Here is a 14,755-nt window from a genome sequence, read left to right as displayed (position 1 = left end):
ATTGCAAAGAAACAGCGCCGTTTATCCCGCACGAAACTATTCACTGATTAGACAGATTTCACGTTCACAAAACAACGCGGCTGTTTGTCAACAGCCTATTGTCATAAAAATAATGAATTAAAACACCAGTGAGGCATCGATCTTCACGACCGCCTTGCGTACGTGAGCCGGTTCGCCGACGGCGCACAGCGGTTTGTGCACTTCGCCGGGGAAGAACACCACAAAGTCGCCGGTGTTCAGCACAAACTGTTTTTCCTGCTCGCCAGCCGGCAGGAACGCAATGTCCTTGTCCGCCAGCCAGTCAACGTCCGGTTTGCCCGCCGGCAGGTTGCTGAAGGTCATGCCTTCTGTGCCGTTCAGCACAATCTGGATATCCAGGTATTTGGCGTGATACTCGGCGCGGCGTTTCTCGAACCGGTCCGTGCTGTCGTTCGACACCAGCACAAATACCTTATTGCCGTCGATATCGTGCTTACCCAGCGGGGTATCGGCGTTGATATGCTGTTTTACATACTCAATCGCCTCACGCAGTTTGGCGGGCAGATAGGGAACCAGCTCCAGATGGTCGACATTACCGGTAATCATGATCGCTCCTTTAAACAAATAAACTGAAACAATGTTTTGATTCCTTATACTCCTGTCGGCATCGGGCCGCCAGCCAGCGATGGTAAAAAAGTGATCCGAACGATGCGTTTCTTCTTCCGATGAAACAAGTAGCCGCAACCGATTGCCCGCCGCGAAAAGACGGCGTTTTTCTGCTTGAATTCACCTCTTCGGCGCGTATAATTCCGGACAATTTGCCGGGAGGGAACATGTCTGACGCTGCTGTTTTTGTGGGTGCCGAACCGCAACTGCCTGTTGGCGGCATGACAGCGTTTTTCCTCCCGTTGCCTGATCGATTCGTAAAAAAAGCCCCTCGTTGAGGGGCTTTTTTTTGCCTGTCGCCGCCAGCCATACCGTTTGTTTACCGGGCCTAACCGAGGGGAGCATAGCCACATGATCAATCCGCTATATAAAAGACACATCATCTCAATCAACGATCTCAGCCGGGACGATCTGGAACTGACGCTCAAGGTGGCGGCCAGCCTGAAAGCCCGTCCGCAGCCGGAACTGCTGAAGCACAAAGTGATTGCCAGCTGTTTCTTTGAAGCTTCCACGCGTACCCGCCTGTCGTTTGAAACCGCCATTCACCGGCTGGGCGCGTCGGTGGTCGGGTTTGCCGACAGCAACAACACCTCGCTCGGCAAAAAAGGCGAAACTCTGGCGGACACCATTTCGGTCATCAGCAACTATGTGGACGCCATCGTAATGCGCCATCCGCAGGAAGGCGCAGCGCGGCTGGCGACCGAGTTCTCCGGCGGCGTGCCGGTGTTCAACGCCGGCGACGGCGCCAACCAGCACCCGTCCCAGACGCTGCTGGACCTGTTCACCATTCAGGAAACCCAGGGCCGTCTGAACAACATCAATATCGCCATGGTCGGCGACCTGAAATACGGCCGCACCGTACACTCGCTGACCCAGGCGCTGGCCAAGTTCGACGGCAACCGCTTCTACTTTATCTCTCCGGACGCGCTGGCCATGCCGGATTACATCCTCAACATGCTGAAAGAGAAAGATATCCCTTATAGCCTGCACACCAGCATCGAGGAAGTGGCGCCACAACTGGACATCCTGTACATGACCCGCGTACAGAAAGAGCGGCTGGACCCGTCGGAGTACATCAACATCAAATCGCAGTTTATCCTGCGCGCGGCCGACCTCGGCAGCGCCCGCGACAACCTGAAAGTGCTGCACCCGCTGCCACGCATCGATGAAATCACCACCGACGTGGACAGCACCCCTTACGCCTACTACTTCCAGCAGGCGGGCAACGGTATTTACGCGCGCCAGGCTCTGCTGGCGCTGGTTCTGAACAGCGAACTGGTTCTGTGAGAGAGGAGCATACAGCATGACTCACGACAATAAATTACAGGTTGAAGCCATCAAACGCGGCACCGTGATCGACCACATTCCGGCGCAGGTTGGCTTCAAATTGCTGACGCTGTTCAAACTGACCGCCACCGACCAGCGCATCACCATCGGCCTGAACTTGCCCTCCAGGCATCTGGGCCGCAAAGATCTGATCAAGATTGAAAATATTTTCCTGACCGAAGAACAGGCCAACCAGCTGGCGATGTACGCGCCGCAGGCCACCGTCAACCAGATCGACAATTACGAAGTGGTGCGCAAGCTGCACCCGCAATTGCCATCGCACATCGAAGGCGTGTTGACCTGCCCCAACAGCAACTGCATCAGCCGCAGCGAGCCGGTCAGTTCCTCCTTCGGCGTGAAGCAACGCGGCGACGATGTGCAGTTGAAATGCAAATACTGCGAGAAAGAGTTTGAACGTCAGGCGGTGCTGAACAGCCACTGATGCGCGGTTGCCGTCAGGAAAACGCCGCCCATCGGATTGCGGCATTGGCCTGACGGCGGGCTTTTTGGAATAATGCGGAAGTCGCATCATTTCAGACATAATCAGGAGAAAACATGTCACGCATTATCAGTACGGAACAGGCTCCGGCCGCCATCGGCCCTTATGTTCAGGGTGTTGACCTGGGCAGCATGATCTTCACCTCCGGCCAGATCCCGGTGGACCCGAAAACCGGTCTGGTGCCGGACGACATCACCGCACAGGCCCGTCAGTCGCTGGCAAACGTGAAAGCCATCGTGGAAGCGGCCGGTCTGAAAGTCGGCAACATCGTCAAAACCACGGTGTTCGTGAAAGATCTGAACGATTTCGCCACGGTTAACGCCGCGTACGAAGCCTTCTTCACCGAGCACAACGCGCCGTTCCCGGCTCGCTCCTGCGTGGAAGTGGCTCGCCTGCCGAAAGACGTGAAAATCGAGATCGAAGCTATCGCGGTTCGCGGCTAAGGTCCGTTACCCGGCTGCGTTGCAATAACGACGGATTGCGAATGTCGTTATGGTTAAATGACGACCCCCGGTTAATACCGGGGTTTCGTTTATCTGATGAGTTTTAAATCTGACTTTCTCATCTTTTTCTGTTGCTGATAAAAGTTTTCATGAGAACCTAAACTCAGCAGATGGATGATAAGCTGGTCTTGGTTCCAGCTGTACCCCAGCAACATTAACTGGTTGTTCAGCTTGAACTTATGAACTCTTAAATAACTCAAGTCGCCTTTCTTTAGCTCACCCAGCTCCGGGTTTTCAACAATCGCATCAATTTCATCTTCAACTACAGCTCTGAACTGTTGCGGTAATTTGTCCAGTGCTTTTTCAAACCGGTTGGTCTGATAAACCTCAATCTCTGCTTGGTTTTGTTCTTCGGACATAACGAGAAACCTTACCATTCTCTACTTCGCTTCGGGCGAGCAAAGTTTCCATAATAAATTCGTATGTCAGATCGGGATTATCCTCAGCAATCCTGCCGATTTTGGCCCAGTGCTCTATCTGCTTGGGCACACTACGGCTGGATGCTTCTGCATACACCTTTACTTCGGTGACAAAGTCTTCATCCAATCGAATACTGATAGCCATATTATTGATACCTATATGTAATCGTCTCTGTGGTCTCTGTGGTCTCTGTGGTCTCTGTGGTCTCTGTGGTCTCTGTGGTCTCTGTGGTCTCTGTGGTCTCTGTGGTCTCAGACATCATGCTATGACTTACAAGCATGCTAAGACATTAAATCGCGATACGCAACATTTTGTCGCGTTATTTTATTCCACTATTACTTGATAGTGTTGACTCAAACCCGTGCACACTCCTCCGCTATCGCACCATCCCCTATCGTTATTTTCGCCGCATCACCCCGCCGTAGCGCACCGTTTGTCGTTATTTGCACCAGCGAAGTGCAGTTTTTCTCCGCCGTCAGCAATAAGCACCTCATTTGCCACGCTGGCATGCTTTCTGCATTTTTCGTTGTATCTTCCATCAAGCGGAATGCAGGGGACGACAATGATAAAAATGACGCTTCCGACCGCGCCTTACTACGATGAGATGCTCAGCGCAGAAGGCGGGCAACGCCAGCACTACGACGCCTACTGGCAATGGTTGCAACAAACCGACCAGCACGCTATCCGCCAGAAGAAAGAACAGGCGGAACTGCTGTTCCACCGGGTGGGGATTACCTTTAACGTGTATGGCGAAGAAGGCGGCACCGAGCGCCTGATTCCTTTTGACAGCGTGCCGCGCATCATTCCGGCCCATGAATGGCGGATGCTCGACCTCGGCATCCGCCAGCGGGTCAAAGCCCTCAACGCCTTTCTCTACGACATCTACCATCAGCAACACATTCTCAACGCCGGCATCGTGCCGCGCGAACAGGTGCTCGCCAACGAGCAGTATCAGCCATGCATGCAGGGCGTCGACCTGCACAACAATATCTACGCCCACATCACCGGCATCGATATGGTGCGCAACAGCGACGGCCACTATTACGTGCTGGAAGACAACTTGCGCACGCCGTCCGGCGTGTCCTACATGCTGGAAAACCGCAAGATGATGATGCGGCTCTATCCGGACCTGTTCGCCAGCCAGCACATCGCGCCGGTGGAGCGTTACCCCAGCTACCTGCTACAGACGCTGCGGGAAAGCACCCACGTCGACGATCCGACGGTGGTGGTAATGACGCCGGGTCGCTTTAACAGCGCCTATTTCGAACACAGTTTCCTCGCCCAGCAAATGGGGGTGGAACTGGTGGAAAGCGCCGACTTGTTTGTAAAAGAGGGCGCGGTGTATATGCGCACCACCGAAGGTCCGTGCCGGGTGGACGTGATCTACCGCCGTCTTGACGACGCCTTCCTCGACCCGCTGGCATTCCGCGCCGATTCGATGCTCGGCGTGCCGGGGCTGCTGTCGGTGTACCGCGCCGGTGGCGTGGTGCTGGCGAACGCCATCGGCACCGGCGTGGCGGACGACAAATCCATCTACCCCTACGTGCCGGAGATGATCCGCTTTTACCTGTCCGAAGAGCCGATTCTCGGCAACATCCCCACCTGGCAGTGCCGCAAACCCGACGATCTCGGCTACGTGCTGGCCCATCTGGACAGCATGGTGGTGAAAGAGGTGCACGGCGCGGGCGGCTACGGCATGTTGGTCGGCCCCAAATCCACCCGCCAGCAAATCGATGAGTTCCGCCAGCGGCTGCTGGCCAACCCCGGCAACTACATCGCTCAGGACACGCTGGCGCTCTCCACCTGCCCGACATTCGTCGAGGAAGGGCTGGCGCCGCGCCACATCGACCTGCGCCCGTTCGTGCTGTACGGCGAGGAGATCCGGCTGGTGCCCGGCGGGCTGACCCGCGTAGCGCTGACCGAAGGCTCGCTGGTGGTGAATTCCTCACAAGGAGGCGGCACCAAAGATACCTGGGTGATGGAGGAGGACCAATCATGCTAAGCCGTACCGCCAGCGAACTGTACTGGATGGCCCGTTATCTGGAACGGGCGGAAAGTTTTGCCCGCGTGCTGGACGTCACCTACAAGCTGTCGATGATGCCACGCCACAGCCAGCAGCAGCACGATCTGTCGCTGCCGCTCAATCTGACGTTCACCCATGAGCTGTTCCAGGAGCGCTACGCCCGCTTCACCATGAACAACCTGCTGAACTTCTTTGCGCTGGACAGCCACAACCCCAGCAGCATCTACAGTTGTATCGAAATGGCCTGGAACAACGCCCACGCGGTACGCGGCAGCCTGTCGTCCGAAGTGTGGGAATGCATCAACACCACCCGTATCGATATCCGTAACCTGCGTCAGTCCGGGGTGGACAAGATCGGTATCGATGCGTTCTTCGACTGGGTAAAAGAGCGCGCGCACCTGTTTCGCGGCGCCATGTTCGGCACGTTGCTGCGCAACGACGCCCAGTGTTTTATCCGCATCGGCACCCTGATCGAACGGGCGTTTGCTACCGCGCAACTGCTGACGATCAAGGATCAACAGCTCAACAACGACCCAGACCCGGTGCGTGAATACTACCGGCTCGATACCCTGCTGCGTGCGGTGAGCGCCCGCGAGGCCTACCACAGCATTTATCGCCAGCCCATCAGCCGGGAAACCGTCACCGAACTGCTGGTACTGCGCAACGACGTGCCGCGCTCGCTGCACGCCTGCGTGGGCGATCTGGTGCAACAACTGGAGATGATCGGCAGTGAACGGGCGCGCATTCCGCAGCGGCTGGCCCATCTGCTGCACGTGGAACTGCGCTTCGGCTCGCTCGACGATGTCCTGGCCGACGACCTGCAAAATTATCTCAACCGTTTCCTTACTAAAATCAACGAACTGGCTGACAGCATCCGCCACACCTACCTGGAGGCGCTATGAAACTCACCATCAATCACCTGACCCACTACCGTTACGATGAAGAAGTGAAGTTCAGCACCCAGTACCTACGGCTTACGCCGCAGAATTCCGCCCGCCAGCGCATCAGTGACTGGAAGCTGACGCTGCCGGCCTCGGCGGTCGCCACCACCGACGCCTACGGCAACCTGATGCACGTGCTGACGCTGGACCACCCTCATCACGACATTCTGATCCACGCTCAGGGTGTGGTGGAAATCGCCGATAATGTAGAAGAGCTGCCCGAGGAGAGCGACGAGTCGCTGTCGCCGCTGGTGTTCCTGCGCGGCACCGAGCTGACCGAGGCGGACGAGCCAATCCGCGAGTTCGCCCGGCGCTATTACCGTGAAACTGACCCGGTGGGCAGCCTGGAAACGCTGATGGCGGAACTGCGGCTGAAAATGCCGTATACTCCCGGCGCCACCCGGGTGCACGACACCGCATCGGCGGCTTTTGCCAAAGGCAAGGGGGTGTGTCAGGATCACACCCACGTGTTCCTGGCCTGCTGTCGCAGCCTGCGCATTCCGGCGCGCTACGTCAGCGGCTACGTTTACAGCCGGGATACCGAGCACGTGGCGATGCACGCCTGGGCCGAGGCCTGGCTGAATGAGCGCTGGTACAGCTTTGACATCACCAACAACACCCGTCTGCTCAATCAGCACTTACGGCTGGCGGTAGGGATGGATTATCTGGACGCCTGCCCGGTGCGCGGCAGCCGTCTTGGCGGTGGTTGTGAAGAGATGTTTTCCGAGGCTGAAGTGAGCCTGTTTGAGCGACAGCAGCAGGTGCAACAACAGCAATAGTGGGCACTGTTTAACTCAAAAGGTGTTGTATGACCTACTGTGTGGCCATGCGTCTGTCTGACGGGCTGGTTTTCGCTTCCGACTCCCGCACCAACGCGGGGGTCGACCACATCGCAACCTTCAGAAAGCTCCATGTGTTCCGTCAGGAAGGCGAACGGGTGCTGGTGCTCCAGTCCGCCGGCAATCTCGCCACCACCCAGAGCATCATCAGCCTGCTGAACGCCCGCATACAAGCTCAGCACACGCCGAACCTGATGCAGGTCGACACGTTGTACGACGCCGCCACGCTGGTGGGCGAAACGGTGCGCGAGGTCATCCACCGCGACAGTCAGGCCCAGCAAAACGGCAGCAGCACCAATTTCGGCTGTAACCTGCTGTTGGGCGGGCAAATTGGCGACGAAACGCCGCGGCTGTTCCACATCTACCCGGAAGGCAACTTTATCGAAGCCACCGTCGATACCCCCTACTTTCAGATCGGCGAAAGCAAGTACGGCAAACCGATTATCGACCGGGTACTGACGGCGGACACCTCGCTGGAACAGGCAATGTGCTGCGCGCTGATTTCCATCGACTCCACGCTGCGCAGCAACCTGTCGGTCGGCCTGCCGCTGGACGTAATGATTTATCGCACCGGTAGCTTTGATGCCGGCGAACAGCACCGCATCACCGAAAACGACCCTTACTTCGTCGCCATTCGCAAAGCCTGGTCGGAAGGGCTATTGAACACCTTTCGACAACTGCCGCCGTTTCCGGCACAGGGGTAAGGCATCGCTGCGCCGCCGCATCAAAAACCTGCGCGCATTGGCAGACTATCAATACAGCCAGGGTTGGGATTTTTAATGCCAGGCACCGGGCTACGCCAGCGGCAAGCCCGGTGAAATCAAAGCGGAGTAGAGTCAATCAGACACGGTGGGTCAGTTTGCCGACAAACGGTCGCCTTTTACCCAACCATCAAACAGTTCGCCCGCAGGATTGTAGTAGGTTATCGCGTAGAACCCGTTCCATTCCCGATAGACAGTGACCTTATCGCCCACAACAATAAACAGTTGTTTATTTAAGCAAGTATCATCAGGTGCAGAATAAAAATAGAGGCGGCCTTTACCGCCAACCTGATAAGCAGATTGAGCGACGTCGATAACCTTACCCTCATCAAACGCCTTATTATCAAGTTTCTCGCAATTAACTTCCGCAAATGCCGAACCGGACATCAACCCCGCCAGCAATAAAACCCATCCCTTCACTTTTTTTCTCCAATAGCCTGATGGCTCGCTTCCGCCACGAATATCACACAAGATTAGCAACATACGCCAGTCAGCACACCTTCTCCATCACGTCCCGCAGCCAACCGCAGCGCATTTCCGGCACCGCCAGCAGCAGTTGCTGCGTGTAGTCGTCCAGCGGCGGCGACAGCGTTTCGGTCACCGGTCCCTGCCGGACAATGCGACCGTGGCGCAGCACCGCCACGGTGTCGGCCACTTCCCGTACCACGTGTAAATCGTGGGTGATGAACAGGTAGGCGACGCCGGTTTCCTGCTGGATCTGACGCAGCAGCGCGAGCACCTCGCGCGCCACCAGCGGGTCCAGCGCCGATGTCGGTTCGTCGCAGACTATCAGCGACGGCTGCGCCGCCAGCGCGCGGGCGATGCATACCCGCTGTTTTTGACCGCCGGACAGCGCGGTGGGATAACGCTGCGCCATTTCCGGCAGCAGTCCGACCTGATGCAGCAAGTCGCTCACGCGTACGCGGCGCGCGGCGGCGTCCAGTTGGGTCAGGCACACCATCGCCCGTTCAATCTGCACGCCGATCGGCAGGCGCGGGTTGAGCGCGGTGTCCGGATGCTGGTGAATCATCTGGATCGATTGCAACTGGGCGCGGTTACGTTGCGCCAGTCGCGGCGGCAACGCATCGCCATTTAACCGAATCTCGCCGCCCGCCGGCGCCAGCAGCCCGCACAGGGTACGTCCGAGCGTCGATTTGCCGGAGCCGGATTCGCCGATCACCGCCAGCGTGCGTCCGCGCGCCAGTTGCAGCGACACGTCCTGCAATACCGGTTGTTGCTGATAACGCGCGCCGAGATGGCGGATATCCAGAAGGATGTCGTCGGTCGTCGGTTGCGACGCTTTGGGTTCGCCGCGCGCCTGCAGCAACGCGCGGGTGTACGCTTCGCCAGGGTTTGCCAGCAGCGACGCCGTGTCGCCGATTTCCACCTGACGGCCGTGACGCAGCACCATGATGCGGTGACTGATTTGCGCCACCACCGCCAGATCGTGACTGATATACAGCGCCGCCACGCCGGTCAGGCGGATAATCTCATCGATGGCATTGAGCACCCCGAGCTGGGTAGTCACGTCCAGCGCGGTGGTCGGTTCGTCGAAAATGATCAGATCGGGGCCGGCGCACATCGCCATCGCGATCATCGCCCGCTGCAACTGTCCGCCGGATACCTGATGCGGATAGCGCTGGAAAAAGACCTGCGGTTCCGGCAGCGACAGCTGCGCAAACAGTTCGATCGCCCGCGCGATGGCCTGCTGGCGCGACAGCACGCCGTGGCGCACCGCGGTTTCAATCACCTGTTCGCCGATGCGCTGCGCCGGGTTGAACGACGCGCTGGCGGACTGCGCCACATACGCGATGCGCGCGCCGCGCACCCGCCGTAACTGCCGCTCCGATAACGTGGCCAGATCGCTGTGTTTATCGCCGTTCTGAAACCAGATGTGCCCGCTTTCGATACGCATGCCGTGACGACAGTGGCCGAGAATCGCCTGGCCGATGGTGGACTTGCCCGCGCCGGACTCGCCAATCAACCCCAGCACTTCGCCTTTATTGAGGGTAAAGCTGATGTCTTGTACCAGCGGGTGCTCGCCCGCCACTACGCGCAACTGTTCGACCCGCAGCAACTCACTCATGACGGCCTCCGCGCCAGTTACGTCCGTCGCGACTCAGCAGCCAGTCGGCCACCACATTGAGCGACACCGCCAGCAGGGCGATCGCCGCCCCCGGCACCAGCGCCGCCCACACGCCAAACAGAATGCCGTCTTTGTTGTCGCGCGCCAGACCGCCCCAGTCGGCAGTCGGCGGCTGTATACCCAGCCCCAGAAACGACAATGCCGACAGGAACAGCAGGATGAAAATGAAACGCAGCGCGAACTCCGCCACCAGCGTGTTGCGCGCATTCGGCAGGATCTCGCGCCACAGGATCCAGCCCATCGACTCGCCGCGCATGCGCGCCACCTCGATGAACTCCTGCGTGGCGATATCCACCGCCAGCGCGCGCGAAACACGCAGCACGCGGGTGGCTTCCAGCACACCCAGCACCAGAATGATGATCAAGGTGCTTTTCGGCAGCATCGCCAGCACCACCAGCGCCAGAATCAGCGTCGGGATCGCCATCAGCACGTCGTTAACGCGGGAAATCAGTTGGTCGACCCAGCCGCCGCATACCCCGGACAGAAACCCCAGCCCGGTGCCCATAACAAACGCCAGCGCCGCCGCCAGCGCGGTCACCGCCAGCGAGGTGCGGGTGCCCCAGATCAAACGGGAAAACAGGTCGCGCCCGATATTGTCGGTGCCGAGCCAGACCTGCGGCATCGGCCCCAACCAGGCGCCGCCGACCACCTTATCGGCCGGGTAAGGCGCAATCCAGGGCGCAAACAGCGCCACCCCAATAAACAGGCTAAGCCCCAACAGGCCAAACACCACGGAAGGTTTCACAGCAGGCATGTACAGATATCCATTCGGTTGACGGCATTACCGCCGGGCATGACGCAGACGCGGATTCGCCATCAGCGACACCACATCCGCCAGCAGATTAAGCAGGATGTAAATCGTCGCCAGCACCAGCGCGCAGCCCTGAATCACCGGCATATCGCGTTTGCTGATGCTGTCGACCATGTACTGCCCCAGCCCCGGGTAGACAAACACGCTTTCGACGATCACCACCCCCACCATCAGGTACGCCAGGTTGAGCACGATAACGTTGATGATCGGCCCCCAGGCGTTGGGCAGCACGTGACGCAGCAGGATAGCGGAAGGCGAAATCCCTTTTAGCAACGCCGTGTCGACATAGGCCGCGTTTTGAGCGCCGATCAGCGCCGCGCGGGTCATGTTGCTCATGTGCCCCAGCACCGCCAGCACCAGCGTCAGGCACGGCAACGCGATGGCGGTCAGGTGCGCGCCAAGCGGCATACCGTCGCTGACGCTGCTGTTGCTCGGCAGCCAGAACAGGGTGATGGAAAAAATCAGAATCAACAGGTAACCGGAGAAAAACTCCGGCAACGCCACCGCGGCGCGGGCAAACAGGTTAAGCAGCCGGTCCAGCCAGCTGCCCTGATAACGCACCGACAGAAAGCCGGTCAGCAGCGCCAGCGGCACCGCGATCACCGCCGTGCAGCCGGCCAGAAACAGCGTGTTTTCCAGCCGGTACGCCAGCACCGGCGCGATGCTCTGACGGCTGGTGAAGCTCTGGCCGAAATCGCCGCCCAGCACGCCCCATAGCCAACTGAGATAGCGGGAAACCGCCGGCTGGTCCAGCCCCAGTTGGGCGTTCAACGCCCGCACCGCTTCCGGCGTCGCCGTCTGCCCCAGAATGGCGGTGGCGGCGTTGCCCGGCAGCAACTGGATACCGGCGAAAATCAGCACCGATACCACCGCGATCATCGCCACACCCGCCAGCAAACGCCGCAGAATCAGCATCAGCAGCGGGTAGCGGCCAGTCCATCGGTAAAGACTTGCCCATCGGTAAAGACTTGCCCATCGGTGAAGCGCAGCCCATCGGTGAAAAATCGTCACGTTACCCGCCTCAGGCCAGCCACACTTTTTCCGCCGCGCGGTTGCCGCTCAGCGGGAAGCCCGGAATGGCGCTCAACCCTTTCACCTTGTTGCTGCAAGCATCGAGCGCGTCAGCGTACAGCGGGATGATCTCGCTGCCCTTGTCCACCAGCATCACCTGAATGTCGTGGTAGATCTGACGGCGCTTGTCTTCGTTCACTTCACCACGCGCCGCCTGCACCAGTTGGTCGAACCCGGCGTCTTTCCAGGCGGACTCGTTCCACGGCGCCTGACTGGTGAACACCAGCGACAGCAGCGCATCGGCGGTCGGGCGCACCGACCAGTTGGAGGAGACGAACGGTTTTTTCATCCACACATTGTCCCAGAACGCGTCGTCCGGCACGCGCTCTACGTTCAGCGGAATTCCGGCCTTCTGCGCAGACGCCTGATACAACTGGCCGGCGTCCACCGCGCCGGGGAAACCGGCATCGGCGACCGACAGCGTCAGCGGGCCGCTGAAACCGGCTTTCTGCCAGTGCCATTTGGCTTTTTCCGGGTCGTACGGACGCTGGGGAATGTCTTTGGCGAAGTAGCGGTTGGAGGGGAAAATCGGGTTGTCGTTAGCCACGCTGGCATAGCCGCCCAGCACGGTGTCGATAATCTGCTGGCGATCGATGGCGTATTTCAGCGCCAGCCGGCCGTCCTCGCTGTTGAACGGCGCCACGTTGCCAAGACCGGGGAAAGTGAAAATCTGGCTGTCGCGCGAGCGCAGCAGTTGCAGGGTCGGCATGTTCTGAATGCGGCCGACGATGCGCGGGTTAACACGGTTGATGATGTGCGCCGAGCCGCTCACCAGCGCCGCCACGCGGGCAGTTGAGTCGTTCATCGCCAGCGTTTCGACCGAGTCGACATGGCCGCGCTCGCTGTTCCAGTGATTCGGGTTGCGTTTCACCAATGTGCGCACGCCCGGCTGGAAGCTCTCCAGAATAAAGGCACCGGTGCCGATACCTTTGTCGAAGCTCTCGTTTTCCGGGGTAATGGCAAAGTGCACGTCGCTCAGCAGTGCGACGAACTCCACGTTCGGTTCGCTCAGGCGGATGGTCACTTCATGGCTGCCGGTGGCGTCCATCGCGATCACCGGGTCCAGATAGCCTTTCACCGACGAGCTGGATTTCTCGCCGCGGTGATGGTTGAGCGAGTAGATCACGTCTTTGGCGCCGAGCGTACGGCCATCATGGAACTGTACGCCTTTGCGGATATGCAGCACCCAGGTGCGGCCGCCGTCCTTGCTGTCCCAGGATTCGGCCAGCGACGGCGCCAGTTCGCCTTTTTCGTCCAGCTCCAGCAGGTTATTGAACAGTTGGGAACCCACGAAGTACATATAGGTTTCGAACCAGAACGCCGGGTCGAGACGGTCGGTGCTGGAGGCGTTATCCACCCCGACAATCAGGTGACCGCCCTTTTTCGGTTGTTCAGCGGCGTCTGCTCCCCAGGCGGCGCTCAACGGCCAGCCGGTAGCGGCCGCCGCGACGGACAGGGCGCAGGCGCTCTTGATAAAATGACGACGATTCATGTTGTGTTCCCTTCGTGAGTGTTCATCCATCATGACGGATGATTATTATCGTTATGGAGATGACCGCCGGTGCTTATCCCTGGCGGTTGAATGCCTGCGCCAGACGGGCGATGTGCTCCGGGCCGATGCCGCAGCAGCCGCCGACCAACGACGCTCCCTGCGCCACCCATTCCTGCGACCATTGCAGGTAACCCTCCGGGTGCGTATCGGTGCGTAAACGGCTCAGCCCTTCGTTAGCGCCGCGCTGGTTATCTTCCGGCTCGAAGGCGTTGGCATACACGCCCACGCCAATGGCGGCGGACTGCGCTTTCAGCGTCGCGCTGGCCTGCGCCACCGCCGGCGCCATCACTTCCGGCCGGCTACAGTTAAACAGCAAATTAGCGGCGCGCAGTTGGATAGCCGCTTGCGCCGCGGCCACCACGGTTTCGCCGGAACGCAGGCGGGCGTGGCCGTCGGCGTCCAGTTCATCCTGCAACGTAAACGACAGCCACAGCTCGCGCGCATCGTTCGCCAGCAGTTCGCGCACCAGCGCCACTTCCGCCAGCGAACTTTGGGTTTCCGCCAGCCACACATCGACGTACGGATTCAGGGCATCGATCAGCGTTTTCAGGATCGGCGTCGCGGCGGCGGCATTGAACAGATCCGGACGATACGAACCCAGCACCGGCGGCAGCGAACCGGCGACGCGCACCGGGTGGGCGGCCGCATCCGCCGCCTGACGCGCCAGTTGCCCGGCCAGCGTCGCCAGCGCCTGACCGCGCGCGTTAAACACCGCGTCGCTGATATGGAAAGGCACCACGGCGTAGCTGTTGGTGGTAATCACCTGCGCGCCGGCGGCGATATAGCTGTCATGTACCTGACGCACATGCTGCGGCGATTCCATCAGCGCCAGCGCCGACCACTCCGGCTGACGAAAGGGAGCGCCAATGCGTGCCAGTTCCCGCCCCATTCCTCCGTCCAGAATCAGAACGTTGTCTGCCATCGTCTTTCCTTAATCGCGTCATCGCGTTATCGCGTAAAAAAATTTCCCGCCACCATACAAAAACCCTATATGGATGTCTAGATGCCTTGATAGCCAAAAAGCACAGACTGTCGTCAGGCCAGTGGTGACGGGGCTGCATCACGCCCGCTCTTTTTTGTTCGTTATTTGTACAAGACTGATTTCTCTACGATGCCGGAATTTCCTTGAGCCAGGTCAATTCTAACGCAATAAAACCGGGTCCCCCTCCAGGCGAATTCAATATATAGTGTCTATCCTTTTACAAGAACCTACATATT

General features: G+C 59.1%; 16 protein-coding genes. 7 read left to right on the top strand and 9 right to left on the bottom strand.

The features are described 5' to 3' along the window. Window positions 1-117: 117 nt before the first annotated feature. A complete protein-coding gene (locus DDA898_RS02340) occupies window positions 118-585 on the bottom strand; it encodes a NanQ anomerase/TabA/YiaL family protein (RefSeq protein WP_038900118.1) in 468 nt (155 codons plus the stop codon). 411 nt (window positions 586-996) lie between these two features. Here DDA898_RS02340 and pyrB point away from each other — a divergent pair, with 411 nt between their 5' ends. From pyrB to ridA, 3 genes are all read left to right on the top strand, one after another. Beyond that, entirely contained in the window at window positions 997-1,932 is a 936-nt protein-coding gene (gene pyrB / locus DDA898_RS02335; RefSeq protein ID WP_038910083.1) for an aspartate carbamoyltransferase, read from the top strand. 16 nt (window positions 1,933-1,948) lie between these two features. Beyond that, window positions 1,949-2,413: an aspartate carbamoyltransferase regulatory subunit gene (gene pyrI / locus DDA898_RS02330; RefSeq protein ID WP_038900117.1), complete on the top strand. Its 465-nt coding sequence runs from the start codon at window positions 1,949-1,951 to the stop codon at window positions 2,411-2,413. 113 nt (window positions 2,414-2,526) lie between these two features. Then, window positions 2,527-2,913: a 2-iminobutanoate/2-iminopropanoate deaminase gene (gene ridA / locus DDA898_RS02325; protein WP_038910082.1), complete on the top strand. Its 387-nt coding sequence runs from the start codon at window positions 2,527-2,529 to the stop codon at window positions 2,911-2,913. A gap of 89 nt (window positions 2,914-3,002) precedes the next feature. Here ridA and DDA898_RS02320 read toward each other — a convergent pair whose 3' ends face one another. Then, window positions 3,003-3,332, bottom strand: coding sequence for a type II toxin-antitoxin system RelE/ParE family toxin (locus DDA898_RS02320; protein WP_038912397.1), 330 nt, complete (start codon window positions 3,330-3,332; stop codon window positions 3,003-3,005). Next, a complete protein-coding gene (locus DDA898_RS21905) occupies window positions 3,301-3,537 on the bottom strand; it encodes a TA system antitoxin ParD family protein (RefSeq protein ID WP_071604489.1) in 237 nt (78 codons plus the stop codon). Before DDA898_RS21905 ends, DDA898_RS02320 begins: the two co-directional genes overlap by 32 nt. 418 nt (window positions 3,538-3,955) lie before the next feature. Between DDA898_RS21905 and DDA898_RS02315 the strand changes: the two genes are divergently transcribed. From DDA898_RS02315 to DDA898_RS02300, 4 genes are read left to right on the top strand one after another with little or no spacing between them, the layout of a single operon-like run. Next, a complete protein-coding gene (locus DDA898_RS02315) occupies window positions 3,956-5,395 on the top strand; it encodes a circularly permuted type 2 ATP-grasp protein (protein WP_038910081.1) in 1,440 nt (479 codons plus the stop codon). After that, entirely contained in the window at window positions 5,389-6,318 is a 930-nt protein-coding gene (locus DDA898_RS02310; RefSeq protein ID WP_038910080.1) for an alpha-E domain-containing protein, read from the top strand. The genes DDA898_RS02315 and DDA898_RS02310 overlap by 7 nt, the downstream gene beginning before the upstream one ends. Continuing rightward, window positions 6,315-7,136: a transglutaminase family protein gene (locus DDA898_RS02305; protein WP_038910078.1), complete on the top strand. Its 822-nt coding sequence runs from the start codon at window positions 6,315-6,317 to the stop codon at window positions 7,134-7,136. The genes DDA898_RS02310 and DDA898_RS02305 overlap by 4 nt, the downstream gene beginning before the upstream one ends. 29 nt (window positions 7,137-7,165) lie before the next feature. Next, window positions 7,166-7,900, top strand: a complete 735-nt coding sequence (locus DDA898_RS02300; protein WP_038910076.1) for a proteasome-type protease — start codon at window positions 7,166-7,168, stop codon at window positions 7,898-7,900. 150 nt (window positions 7,901-8,050) lie between these two features. Here the strand turns inward: DDA898_RS02300 and DDA898_RS22700 are convergent, their stop codons facing one another. The 6 genes from DDA898_RS22700 to DDA898_RS02270 form a co-directional block, all read right to left on the bottom strand. Further along, the gene (locus DDA898_RS22700; RefSeq protein WP_050570161.1) at window positions 8,051-8,440 is read right to left on the bottom strand and encodes a hypothetical protein; all 390 of its coding nucleotides are present in this window, start codon (window positions 8,438-8,440) and stop codon (window positions 8,051-8,053) included. A gap of 7 nt (window positions 8,441-8,447) precedes the next feature. After that, entirely contained in the window at window positions 8,448-10,043 is a 1,596-nt protein-coding gene (locus DDA898_RS02290) for an ABC transporter ATP-binding protein (RefSeq protein WP_038910075.1), read from the bottom strand. Beyond that, on the bottom strand, window positions 10,036-10,857 hold the full coding sequence (locus tag DDA898_RS02285; protein WP_038910074.1) for an ABC transporter permease: 822 nt from the start codon (window positions 10,855-10,857) through the stop codon (window positions 10,036-10,038). Before DDA898_RS02285 ends, DDA898_RS02290 begins: the two co-directional genes overlap by 8 nt. Window positions 10,858-10,884: 27 nt before the next feature. Beyond that, window positions 10,885-11,829, bottom strand: a complete 945-nt coding sequence (locus DDA898_RS02280; RefSeq protein ID WP_038910073.1) for an ABC transporter permease — start codon at window positions 11,827-11,829, stop codon at window positions 10,885-10,887. Window positions 11,830-11,935: 106 nt separating this feature from the next. Continuing rightward, entirely contained in the window at window positions 11,936-13,477 is a 1,542-nt protein-coding gene (locus DDA898_RS02275; RefSeq protein ID WP_038910072.1) for an ABC transporter substrate-binding protein, read from the bottom strand. 73 nt (window positions 13,478-13,550) lie between these two features. Further along, window positions 13,551-14,459, bottom strand: coding sequence for a homocysteine S-methyltransferase family protein (locus DDA898_RS02270; RefSeq protein WP_038910070.1), 909 nt, complete (start codon window positions 14,457-14,459; stop codon window positions 13,551-13,553). Window positions 14,460-14,755 lie beyond the last annotated feature (296 nt).

The sequence above is a fragment of the Dickeya dadantii NCPPB 898 genome, assembly GCF_000406145.1.
Taxonomy (GTDB): domain Bacteria; phylum Pseudomonadota; class Gammaproteobacteria; order Enterobacterales; family Enterobacteriaceae; genus Dickeya; species Dickeya dadantii.
Note: the sequence above shows the minus strand (reverse complement) of the source record. Positions and strands in the feature narration are given on the sequence as shown.